The sequence below is a fragment of the Nonomuraea sp. NPDC050691 genome (genome assembly GCF_040654455.1).
Taxonomy (GTDB): Bacteria; Actinomycetota; Actinomycetes; order Streptosporangiales; family Streptosporangiaceae; genus Nonomuraea.
Genome location: NZ_JBFAIA010000226.1, coordinates 1 through 11202 on the forward strand (window position 1 = coordinate 1; position 11202 = coordinate 11202).

Below are 11202 nucleotides of genomic sequence, written 5' to 3' on the forward strand. Positions count from 1 at the left end.
ACCACGCCCCTCCGCCCCCACCGCGGCCGCCGCGCCGCCGCTCGACCCGCCGGCGGACGTGGCGGGGTCCCAGGGCGAACGCGCGGGCGGCGAGACGGCCGTCTCGGTGTAACACGGCAGGCCGAACTCGGGCGTGGCGGTCTTGCCCAGCATGACCGTCCCGGCGTCGCGCAGCCGCTCGACGACCGTGTCGTCCACGGGCGAGACGAACTCCCGGTACGTCGCCGAGCCGAACATGATCGGCACGTCCTTGACCAGGTTCAGGTCCTTGACCGGGACGGGCACGCCGGCGAGCGGTCCGTCCGGCAGTTCCTTCTCCAGGTGGCGCGCCTGTTCGAGGGCTCTCTCGGCGGTCACGGTCACGTACGCGCCCACGCGGGGGTCGATGCGCTCGATCCGGTCGAGGTAGTGGCGGGTGAGCTCGACCGGCGAGACGACCTGGTCGCGGACGGCCTGCGCCTGCTCGAGTGCGGTTAGCTCGTGAAGGTCTCGCACGTTACGCACACTAGGGATCTCAGGCGAAGAACGTAATAGATACCCGGAAATCCGGCGCAGGACACAGTGACCTGAGCCATAAAACTATGGACGGGGCAACACTAGGAATCGACGATCGCCACCGGCTACGGTGAATCGCGTGGACTCCGACCACCAGCGAGAAGACGGTCACAGCACGTCGCCCATCTGGGTGAGCGACCGACCCGAGACCGACACCGACGCCGAGCCGGCCGGTGCCGCGCAGACCGGCGCCGAGCGCTCGGACCCCGCGTCCGTGCCCGTCGTGCGCGTCTCCGTGCGCAGCCTGATCGAGCAGCCCCGCTACCGCAACCTGCGCAATCGCGCGCTGCTGATGGTGGCCGTGGCGCTGGTCGCGGGCTTCCTGCTGAGCGACTGGCGGCTGGGCGTCACGGCGGGCGTCATCGCGGCGATCGCCGACGCGGTCTACCGGGCCCGGTCGCACTCGACCGTGCCGGCCTGGCGGCGCGCCTCCGTCGCGGAGCGGCGCACCGAGGCCCAGCTGCGCAAGCTGGAGCGCAACGGCTACCGCACCCTGCACGCGCGGGCGATCCCCAACACCGAGGCCCAGATCGACCACCTCGTCGTCGGGCCGACGGGCGTGTACGCGGTCGACTCGGAGAAGTGGGACAAGCGGCTGCCCGTCCGCGTGCAGATGGGCAAGAAGCTCTTCCACGGCCCGTTCGACAAGAAGGCCCGTCTCTCCGAGGCGAAGATGGAGGCGTCGGCGGCCAGCGAGCTGATCAGCGAGGCGTACGGCCGCGACGTGCAGGTCGTGCCCTCCCTGGCCATCTACGGCCCGGCGGTGCCCTGGAAGATCATGACGATCCGCGGGGTGGACGTCTACGAGGGCGGCCGCGCCCGCAAGTGGATCACCAAGCGCGAGCGGGCGCTGACCGACGCCGAGATCCAGCGCCTGTACGAGATCGCCGCCGAGGTGCTGCCGGCCCGCTACGGCGAGGACTGACCGTCCCCGGAGCCGGCCTCACCTGATCCGGCCGTGCAGCAGCTCCACCAGCGTGGCGTGGGTGCGCTCCACAGGCCGGTCGGGGTAGAGGGCCCGCCGTTCGATGGAGACCGTGAGCACCATGCCGAACACGGCGGTGGCCGCGGTCTCCACGTCGAGGTCGGCCCTGACCTCCCCGTCCCGCACGGCCCGGCGCAGCACGCCCGCGTAGACGCCGAGCGCCTGGTCGCGCAGCTGCGCCACGGCCTGCTGCCAGGCGGTCCGCCACATCTCGGCCAGCAGCACCCGCGCGAGCGGGCCGTGCTCCTCGAAGAAGCGGAGCTGGCCGAGGACGACGGAGTCGAGCGCCTCCAGGGCGCTCGCGCCGGTGTCGGCGGCGGCCAGGGCGCCGGCCAGCCGGTCGATCGAGTGCTCCAGCAGCGCGCCGAACAGCGCCTCCTTGCTGCCGAAGTTGTAGAAGACGGTGCCCTTGGCCACCCCGGCCCGCTCGGCGATGGCCTCGACGGTCGTGGCGGTGTAGCCCTGCTCGGCGATCAGCTCGACGGCCGCCGCGAACACCTTCGACCGGGTGTCCTGCCGGCTCACAGCGACAGCTCCGGGTGCAGCCGCTTGACCGTCCAGGTGCGGCCCCGATCGACGGCGAGCGTGGTGAGCGCGAGTCCCAGCAGGAGGAAGGCGGTGAGCACGCCGCACGTCTGCCAGACCACGGTCGGGTCGCCGCCGCTGATCAGCCGGCGCAGCGCCGCCACGACCCAGCTCATCGGCAGCCACGGCGAGATGGTCTGGAAGAAGCCGGGCGAGGTCTCGATCGGGTACGTGCCCGCCGCGGAGGTGAGCTGGAGCATGAGCAGCGCCAGCGCGACGACCCGGCCGGGCGGGCCGAGCAGCGCGTTGACCGCCTGCACCACCGCGAGGAAGGCCGCGGCGGTCAGCAGGAGCAGTCCGATCACGCCGGCCCAGTTCGCGGCCTCCAGGCCGAGGCCGAACCGCAGCACGGCCGCCAGCACGCCGACCTGCGCGGCGCCGAGCGTGAGCGCCGGGAACCAGCCGGACAGCGCGATCCGCAGCGCGCCTGTCGTGCCGGCCAGCCGCCGCTGGTTGAGGGGCTTGAGCACCATGTACGCGATCATCGCACCGACCCAGAGCGCCAGGGGAAGAAAGAACGGGGCGAAGCCGGTGCCGTAGTTGGGCACCTCGTTGTCCACGTCCTTGTCCAGGCGCACCGGGTCGCTCATCATGTCGGCGCGGGCGTCGCGCTCCTGGGCGTCGTAGTCGGGGATCTTCTCGGCGCCGTCGCCGAGGCCGGTGGCGAGGTCCTTGGAGCCCTTGGCCAGCCGTGACAGGCCCTTGTCGACCTGGCCGGCGCCGTCGTGCAGCCGGTCCACGCCCGAGGAGAGCCGGTCGGCGCCGTCGCCGAGCCGGGTCAGGCCGCCGCCGAGTCGCGTGAGGCCGCCGGTGACCTGGGCCGAGCCGGAGCGCAGCCGGGTGGCGCCCTGGTACAGCTTGTCGGCGCCCTGACCTGCCTTGCCGACGCTGCTGTCGATCTTGGCGGCTCCGGCGGCGAGCTTGGCCAGGCCGGCGTCGAGCTGGTCGACCTGCTTCCTGACCTGGCTCACGCGCGGGCCCAGCTGCGGAGCGACCTGGGCGATCTTGCGGGCGGTGGCGGCCAGCTCGCGCGCGGCGGCGCTCAGCTCGGCGGCCTCGGGGTCCTGGAGCTTGTCGGCCTGGTCGGCGACCCGCTCGGCGGCACTGGCGACCTCGGGGCCGTACTCGTTGAGGAGGGGGACGTACCTGTCGGCGAGCTGGTCGACCGTACGGGTCTGGGCGTGGACCTTGGCGGACGCCTCCCGGGCGCCCTGCCGCAGCGGGGCGGTGCCCTGGCTGCGCAGCTTGGCCAGGCCGCCGCGCAACTGGCCGATGCCGCGCTGGGCCTGCGTGATGCCGTCGGTGATCTTCGCGGAGCCGTCGCGCAGGCGGGTGGTGGCGCTTCCGGCGGTGTCGAGGCCGGTGGAGAGCTGACGCGCGCCGCTCTCGGCGGTGCCGAGGCCGCTGTTGAGCTTGGAGACGCCGTCGCCGGCCTTGACCGTGCCCTCGTGCAGCCGGTCGGCGCCGTCGGCGGCCTCGGTGGTCTTGTCGTGGATGTCGCCGATGGAGATGAAGACCCGGTCGAAGTAGTCGTGGACGACGGTGCGCTCGGCGGCGGCCCGTACCTCGTTGAACACGGCGTCGGAGATGCTGCCGATGATGTAGCTGCGGCCGGTGTCGACGCGGACGCCGAGCTGGGCGGGGGCGGGCGTGGCGGCGTCGTCCGACGGCGAGGCCAGCCGGGAGCTGAAGTCGGCGGGGACGGTCAGGGACAGGTAGTAGCTGCCGTCCCTGACGCCGTCGGCGGCCTGCCGGGGCGTCGCCTCGTGCCAGTTGAAGACGTGGCGCTCACGGAGTTCCTCGGCCAGGTCCCGGCCGGCGTCGAGCGTCTTGCCGCCGGTCGTGGCGGGGCGGTCCTCCATGACCAGCGCGACGGGAACGCGGTCCAGGTTGCCCTGCGGGTCCCAGAACGACCACAGGTACAGGCCCGCGTACAGCAAGGGCAGCACGACGACCGCCGCCAGCGCCATCCTGGTCAGTCTCGACCGCAGCATGCCTTTCATCACAGCTCCACGAGGTGGTCGTAGCGGGTGGGCGGGGTCACGCACGAGGCGACCACGGCGGGGCCGAGCCCGGCGAGCAGGGTCCAGAGCGCCTCCTGCCGGTCGGGCGGCAGGCCGGCGTCCACGTTGTCGGCGACGATGACCTTGGGGTCGTCGAGCAGGGCGAGGGCGACGCCGAGGCGCACCTGCCCCTCGCGGTCGAGCTCGCGGACGAGCGTCCGCTCCCCCGCGTCCAGGCCGGCCCGCTCGATCAGCTTCGGGTACGGGCCGCGCCCGCGTTCACGCAGGTGCTCCCCGACCGTCAGCGACCGGTCGAGGTCGGTCACGCCGTCCACGAGGGCCAGGGCGGCCACCTTGCGGATGGCGCGGGGTTTGACGTGGCCCGCCACGGCAAGAGTGCCCGCCGTGGGCCTCATCCGCCCGGCCAGCGTGAGGAGCAGGCTGGTGCGGCCGCTGCCGGTGGGACCGGCGACGGCGGTGAGGGTGCCGGCTCCGGCCTCCAGGGAGACGCCGGCGTACACCCCCTCCACGGACAGGCCCTTGGCGACGATCACGACGACTCCCCTTCTTTGAACTGACCGGTCAGTACAAAGGCTAGCTTACGCCCGCTTTGGACTGATTTGGGGGTCCCCGGAGCCGCGTCCCAGGAGGCGGGAGAGAAATGTCCGAGGCGTGGACGCGCCGTCTCAGCAGCCGGGCGATGGCCGTACGATGTGATGACTGGAAAGCGATGGGAGAAGCACAATGCCCGCCCTCAGGTCACGAACGGTCACCCACGGCAGGAACATGGTCGGCGCGCGGGCCCTGCTCCGCGCCACCGGTGTAGCGGGGGGCGACTTCGGCAAGCCCATCATCGCCGTGGCCAACAGCTTCACGCAGTTCGTGCCCGGTCACGTTCACCTGCGCGAGGTCGGCGACGTGGTCTCGGCCGCGATCCGCGAGGCCGGGGCGATCCCGCGCGAGTTCAACACGATCGCCGTCGACGACGGCATCGCCATGGGCCACGGCGGCATGCTCTACTCCCTGCCCTCGCGCGAGCTGATCGCCGACGCGGTCGAGTACATGGTCAACGCCCACTGCGCCGACGCGCTCATCTGCGTCTCCAACTGCGACAAGATCACCCCCGGCATGCTGCTGGCCGCGTTCCGGCTCAACATCCCGACGGTCTTCGTCTCGGGCGGCCCCATGGAGGCCGGCAAGACGCCCGGCCGCAAGCTCGACCTGGTCGACCCCATGGTCGCCGCGGCCGACGACTCGGTCACCGACGCCGAGCTGCTGGAGATGGAGGAGCAGGCCTGCCCGACCTGCGGGTCGTGCTCCGGCATGTTCACCGCCAACTCGATGAACTGCCTGGCCGAGGCCATGGGCCTGGCGCTGCCCGGCAACGGCACGATCCTGGCCACCCACAAGGCGCGCAAGAAGCTGTTCCAGGACGCCGGCCGGCAGCTCGTCGAGATCACCCGGCGCTACTACGAGGACGACGACGAGTCGGTGCTGCCGCGCTCGATCGCCACGCGCGACGCGTTCGAGAACGCGATGACGCTCGACGTGGCCATGGGCGGCTCGACCAACACGATCCTGCACATCCTGGCCGCGGCCCGCGAGGCGGGCGTCGACTTCGGCCTCAAGGAGATCAACGAGATCTCGCTGCGCGTGCCGTGCCTGTGCAAGGTGGCGCCCGCGACGAACAAGTACCACATCGAGGACGTCCACCGCGCCGGCGGCATCCCGGCCATCCTGGGCGAGCTCGACCGCGCCGGGCTGCTCCACCGCGACGTGCCCACGGTCAACGGGCTCACCCTCGGCGAGGTGCTGGGCCGGTGGGACCCGTGCTCGCCCTCGGTGCTGCCCGAGGCCGTCGAGCTGTGGCACGCCGCGCCGGGCAACGTCCGCACGGTCAAGCCGTACTCCCAGGACAACCGCTGGGACTCCCTCGACGTCGACCGCGCCGAGGGCTGCGTGCGCGACCGCGAGCACGCCTACACCGCCGACGGCGGCCTGGCCGTGCTCTACGGCAACATCGCCCGCGACGGCGCCGTGGTCAAGACGGCCGGGGTCGACGAGTCGATCTGGCGCTTCAGCGGGCCGGCCGTCGTGTTCGAGTCGCAGGAGCAGGCCGTCGAGGGCATCCTCGGCGGGCGGGTGCGCGAGGGCGACGTGGTGGTCATCCGCTACGAGGGCCCCAAGGGCGGCCCCGGCATGCAGGAGATGCTCTACCCGACCTCGTTCCTCAAGGGCAGGGGGCTGGGCAAGGCGTGCGCGCTCGTGACCGACGGGCGCTTCTCCGGCGGCACGTCCGGCCTGTCGATCGGCCACGCCTCCCCGGAGGCCGCCGAGGGCGGCGCGATCGCGCTCGTCGAGGACGGCGACATCATCGACATCGACATCCCGGCGCGTTCCATGGAGCTGCGGGTGCCGGAGGCGGAGCTGGCGGCGCGACGCGAGCGGCTGCTGGCCGACCTCGGCGGCTACCGCCCGCGCGACCGCGAGCGGCCGGTCAGCGCGGCGCTCCAGGCGTACGCGGCGATGACCACGTCCGCCTCGACCGGCGCCTCGCGCGACCTCACCCAGCTCTCCCGCTGACCGACACTCACGTCCGCCTTTCCGCCGCCCGGCGCTCCCGTTCGAGGGGCGCCGGGCGCGGCTGTCTCCGGGGTCAGTGTCCCCTTCCTTGCGTACACGCTTTCGAAAAATGTCGGTGGCGGTCTCTATCGTGGGGGTATGGCTAGAGTCGTGAAGCCCACCACCCGCCCGCTGACGACCGCCGAGATCGCCGCCCTCGCTCTCTCCCTGGCCCACCTCGGCACGGGCCCCCAGGCCGTCACCGCAAGGCGCGGCCTGCAACACGCTCTCGAGCACCTGGAGCTCGACGACGACGTCATCGCCACCACCCTCGCGACGCTCACCGACCCGCTGCCCGTGGAGGTCGCCTCCCGGGCCCGCCTCATCGCCGACGCCATCACCAGCCGCATGATGATCCGCCTGCACTACTGCGACGCCGGCGGCCACGTCACGATCCGCGACGTCGAGCCGGTGACGTGCCTGGTCCACCGCGAATACTGGTATCTCGTCGGGGTGTGCCGGATGCGCCGCGCCATCCGGGCGTTCCGGTTCGACCGCATCCTCGCGGTCGAGCCGACGCTGACCCCGTCGCGCCCCCACCTGGCCGACCGGTTCCTGCCGTTCCAGCGCCGCAAGCGCGCCAGGGCGGCGTAGACCCCGACGCGTTGAGCGCGACGCACCGCGGGCCGCGTCCGGCTGTGCACGCCACACATGCCGGCGCGGCACCGAGCGCATACCGTTCACGGCATGAGCTATCGCGTCGCCATGGACATCGGCGGCACCTTCACCGACGTCGTCCGCTACGACGAGACGACCGGGTCCGTCGTGGCGTCGAAGGCGTCCACCACCCCCCACGACCTGGCCGAGGGCGTGTTCGCCGCCCTCGGCCAGGTCGTCGACGACCCCTCGCGGATCTCGTACTTCGTGCACGGCACCACCCAGGGGCTCAACGCCCTGCTGGAGCGCAAGGGCGCGCGGGTGCTCCTGCTGGCGAGCACGGGAGCCGGCGACGTCTACCGGATCGCCCGCGGCAACCGTGACCGCATGTTCGACCTGCGCTACCGCAAGCCCGTCCCGCTGGTCCCCGCCGACGACGTGACCGAGGTGGGCGGCCGGCTCGACTGGCGCGGCGAGGAACTCGTCCCACTGGACGAGGAGGGCGTGCGGCGAGCGGCCCGGCGGGTACGCGAGGAAGGGTTCGACGCGGTCGCCGTGTGCCTGCTGTTCTCGTACGCCGACCCGCGCCACGAGGTCCGCGCCGGGGAGATCCTGCGGGAGGAACTCGGCGACGACCCCCCAAGCGCGCGACACCGCGACGGCCCCTCATGCGCGCGACACCGCGACGACGTCCTCGTCGTGCTGTCGCACCAGGTGGCCCGCGAATGGCGCGAGTACGAGCGCACCTCCTCGGCCGTCCTGGAGGCGTACACCGGGCCCGTCGTCCGCCGCTACCTGGCCGAGGTCGAGCGGCGCTTCGCCGAGCGCGGGCTGAACGTGCCCGTCCACGTCATGCAGTCGTCCGGCGGGCTGGTCAACGCCGCCCACGCCATGCGCAGGCCGCTGCAGACGCTGCTGTCCGGGCCGGTGGGCGGCACCATGGGCGGTGTCGCCGCGGCCCGGCTGCTCGGCCGCCGCAACGCGATCTGCGTGGACATGGGCGGCACGTCGTTCGACGTGTCGCTGGTCGTCGACGGCCGTCCCGACGTCAGCGCCGAGGCGCGCATCGAGGGCCATCCCGTGCTGATGCCCGTCGTCAACCTGCACACGATCGGCGCGGGCGGCGGCTCCATCGCGTACGCGGAGGCGGGCGCGCTGCGGGTCGGCCCCGAGTCGGCCGGCGCGGTGCCCGGGCCCGCCTGCTACGGCCGGGGCGGCACGCGGCCCACGGTCACCGACGCGAACGTGGTGCTGGGCCGGGTGGACCCCGAGTGGTTCGCCGGCGGCCTCATGGACCTCGACGTGGAGGCGGCCGGCGCCGCCGTCGCCACGCTCGCCGACGAGCTGGCCCTCGACCCGCTGGAGCTGGCCGAGGGCGTCTGCGCCGTGGCCAACGCCAAGATGGCCCAGGCCATCCGCACCCTCACGGTGGAGCACGGGGTGGAGCCGCGCGAGTTCTCGCTCGTCGCCTTCGGCGGGGCGGGCGCCATGCACGCCGTCTTCATCGCCCGCGAGCTGGGCATCTCGGAGGTCGTCATCCCGCGCTTCCCCGGCGCGTTCTCCGCGTGGGGCATGCTGGAGGCCGAGGTGCGGCGCGACCTGACGCACCCGTACTTCCGGCCGCAGGACGTCCTCGACGGGACCGATCTGGCCGGCCGCCTCGCCGCCCTGGAGGCCCAGGCCCTGGAGGCGCTGGCCGAGCAGGGCGTGCCCGCGGAGCGGCGCCTGGTGGAGCACGCCGTGGACATGCGCTACGAGGGCCAGGACTACACGCTGACGATCCCGCTGCGCGAGGCCGGCGAACCGGCCGGGCCCGGCTTCCTCACGGAGATCGCGGCCCGCTTCGCCGAGGCCCACACCAGCCGCTACGGCCACGCCACACCCGAGGCCCCGGTGGAGTTCGTCATGCTGCGCAGCACCGGGCTCGGGTCCTTCCCCCGCGCCGCGGCCGGCGCCCCGGACGTCACCGGGGAGGCGGCGCCGGCCGTACGGGATGTGGTGTTCGACGGCGCCGTGCACCGCACGCCGGTGCTGCGCCGCGCGCACCTCGACGGAGAGCTGGCCGGGCCGGCCATCGTGGTGGAGGAGACCGCGACGACGGTCGTCCCGCCCGGGTGCCTGGCCACGGTCGACGGCAACGGCTTCCTCATCGTGAAGGTGGACCAGTGATCGACCCCGTGACCACGGAGATCATCCGCTGCGCGCTCGTCCAAGCGGCGGAGGACATGAACACCACGCTCATCCGCAGCTCCTACACGCCCGTCATCTACGAGGCCAAGGACTGCGCGGTCGCGCTGCTCGACCGCGACCACGACGTGCTCGGCCAGTCGTCCGGCCTGCCGATCTTCCTGGGCAATCTGGAGGTGTGCACCCGCGAGACCGAGCGCCGCCACGGGCCCGAGGTCTGGCGCGAGGGCGACGTGTGGGCGCTGAACGACTCCTACATCGGCGGCACGCACCTCAACGACGTCACCGTGTACGGGCCGATCTTCGTGGGGGGCGAGCTGGCCGGGTTCGCGGCGTCGCGGGCGCACTGGCTGGACGTCGGCTCGAAGGACCCCGGCGGCTCCATGGACTCCACCTCCATCTTCCAGGAGGGGCTGCGGCTGGGCCCGGTCAAGGTGTACGAGGGCGGGCGGCCCCGCGTGGACCTGCACGAGGTGATCGGGGCCAACGTCCGCTTCCCGCACGCCACGCTCGGCGACCTGCGCGCCCAGGTGAGCTGTGTCCTCATGGGGCAGCGGCGGCTGACCGAGATCGTCACCCGGTGGGGCCTCGGCACGGTCATGGCCGCCCGCGACGAGATCTTCGCCCAGACCGAGCGCATGGAGCGGGCCGCGATCGCCGCCATCCCCGACGGCGTGTACCGGGCCGGCGGGTACCTCGACAACGACGGCATCGACCTCGCGACGCCCCTCCCGGTGAACGTCACGGTCACGGTGTCGGGCGAGTCGATGCGCGTGGACCTGACCGACTGCGCCGACCAGGCGACCGGCCCGGTCAACTGCGGCGCGGCCCAGGCGGTGGCCGCGGTGCGGGTGGGCTACAAGCTGCTCGTGTCGGGCGACGTGCCGCTCAACGGCGGCTCGTTCCGGCCGCTGTCGGTGGAGACCCGGCCCGGCTCCATGCTGGCCGCCCGCACCCCCGCCGCCTGCCAGTACTACTACTCGCACCTCGGGCTGCTCATCGACCTCGTGGTCAGGGCGCTGGCGCCGGTGATGCCGGAGCGGGCCGCCGCGGCCTCGTACGGCGACTCCATGATCGTCCAGCTCACGGGCACCGACCCGCGCACCGGCAAGCTGTACGTCTCGCAGGAGGCAACGGTCGGCGGCTGGGGCGCCTGGGAGGGCGGCGACGGCGAGACCTGCCTGATCAACAACGTGAACGGCTCGCTGCGCGACATGCCGATCGAGGTGCTGGAGACGCTGTTCCCCGTCCGGGTCACCCGGTACGAGGTGCGGCCCGGCAGCGGTGGCGCGGGCCGGTGGCGGGGCGGTGACGGTGTGGTCCGCGAGTACGAGTTCTGCGCCGACACCTCGCTGTCGCTGTGGTTCGAGCGGTCGGTCACCCCGGCGTGGGGCCTGGCGGGCGGCGAGCCGGGCGCGCCGCCGCGCGTCACGCTCAACCCGGGCAGGGAGGGTGAGCGGCACATGCTCAAGGTCAACGCCCTGCCGGTCGTGGCGGGCGACGTATTGCGCTGCGAGTCGGGAGGCGGCGGCGGGTACGGCCCCGCGGGAGCCCTCCTCCCGCCGGACCGTGCGCGGCGCCCCGGCGGGGGGGCGGGCGCGGGGGCGGGGGCGGTGCAGCTGCCGCCCCCGCAGCACCCCCCCCCGCCGCCGGCCGCCGGGGGCGGGG

General features: G+C 73.1%; 9 protein-coding genes. 5 read left to right on the forward strand and 4 right to left on the reverse strand.

The features are described 5' to 3' along the window. The coding region (locus AB0H81_RS40585) for an amidase (RefSeq protein WP_358386482.1) at positions 1-495 on the reverse strand (495 nt) is incomplete at its 3' end. Between the two features lie 139 nt (positions 496-634). Between AB0H81_RS40585 and AB0H81_RS40590 the strand changes: the two genes are divergently transcribed. Then, a complete protein-coding gene (locus AB0H81_RS40590; RefSeq protein WP_358386485.1) occupies positions 635-1480 on the forward strand; it encodes a nuclease-related domain-containing protein in 846 nt (281 codons plus the stop codon). Between the two features lie 18 nt (positions 1481-1498). Here the strand turns inward: AB0H81_RS40590 and AB0H81_RS40595 are convergent, their stop codons facing one another. From AB0H81_RS40595 to AB0H81_RS40605, 3 genes are read right to left on the reverse strand one after another with little or no spacing between them, the layout of a single operon-like run. Then, positions 1499-2065 carry a TetR/AcrR family transcriptional regulator gene (locus AB0H81_RS40595; RefSeq protein WP_358386487.1) on the reverse strand — a complete coding sequence of 189 codons (567 nt, stop codon included), beginning with the start codon at positions 2063-2065 and terminating at the stop codon, positions 1499-1501. Beyond that, entirely contained in the window at positions 2062-4119 is a 2058-nt protein-coding gene (locus AB0H81_RS40600) for a YhgE/Pip domain-containing protein (RefSeq protein ID WP_358386489.1), read from the reverse strand. Before AB0H81_RS40600 ends, AB0H81_RS40595 begins: the two co-directional genes overlap by 4 nt. 8 nt (positions 4120-4127) lie before the next feature. Next, positions 4128-4682, reverse strand: a complete 555-nt coding sequence (locus tag AB0H81_RS40605) for an ATP-binding cassette domain-containing protein (protein WP_358386491.1) — start codon at positions 4680-4682, stop codon at positions 4128-4130. A gap of 190 nt (positions 4683-4872) precedes the next feature. On the opposite strand from AB0H81_RS40605, the gene ilvD reads away from it, so the two are divergent. The 4 genes from ilvD to AB0H81_RS40625 form a co-directional block, all read left to right on the forward strand. Further along, entirely contained in the window at positions 4873-6711 is a 1839-nt protein-coding gene (ilvD, locus tag AB0H81_RS40610) for a dihydroxy-acid dehydratase (RefSeq protein ID WP_358386494.1), read from the forward strand. 138 nt (positions 6712-6849) lie between these two features. Further along, complete coding sequence (locus AB0H81_RS40615; RefSeq protein ID WP_358386496.1) at positions 6850-7344, forward strand: WYL domain-containing protein; 495 nt, start codon at positions 6850-6852, stop codon at positions 7342-7344. A 93-nt stretch (positions 7345-7437) separates the two neighbouring features. Continuing rightward, a complete protein-coding gene (locus tag AB0H81_RS40620; protein WP_358386498.1) occupies positions 7438-9516 on the forward strand; it encodes a hydantoinase/oxoprolinase family protein in 2079 nt (692 codons plus the stop codon). Next, the coding region (locus AB0H81_RS40625; protein WP_358386501.1) for a hydantoinase B/oxoprolinase family protein at positions 9513-11202 on the forward strand (1690 nt) is incomplete at its 3' end. The genes AB0H81_RS40620 and AB0H81_RS40625, both read left to right, overlap by 4 nt.

Excerpts from the sequence above, each read along its gene's own strand:
- AB0H81_RS40600 (WP_358386489.1), bottom strand. The coding sequence starts at position 4,119 with ATGCTGCGGTCGAGACTGACCAGGATGGCGCTGGCGGCGGTCGTCGTG.
- AB0H81_RS40620 (WP_358386498.1), top strand. The coding sequence starts at position 7,438 with ATGAGCTATCGCGTCGCCATGGACATCGGCGGCACCTTCACCGACGTC.
- AB0H81_RS40615 (WP_358386496.1), top strand. The coding sequence starts at position 6,850 with ATGGCTAGAGTCGTGAAGCCCACCACCCGCCCGCTGACGACCGCCGAG.
- ilvD (WP_358386494.1), top strand. The coding sequence starts at position 4,873 with ATGCCCGCCCTCAGGTCACGAACGGTCACCCACGGCAGGAACATGGTC.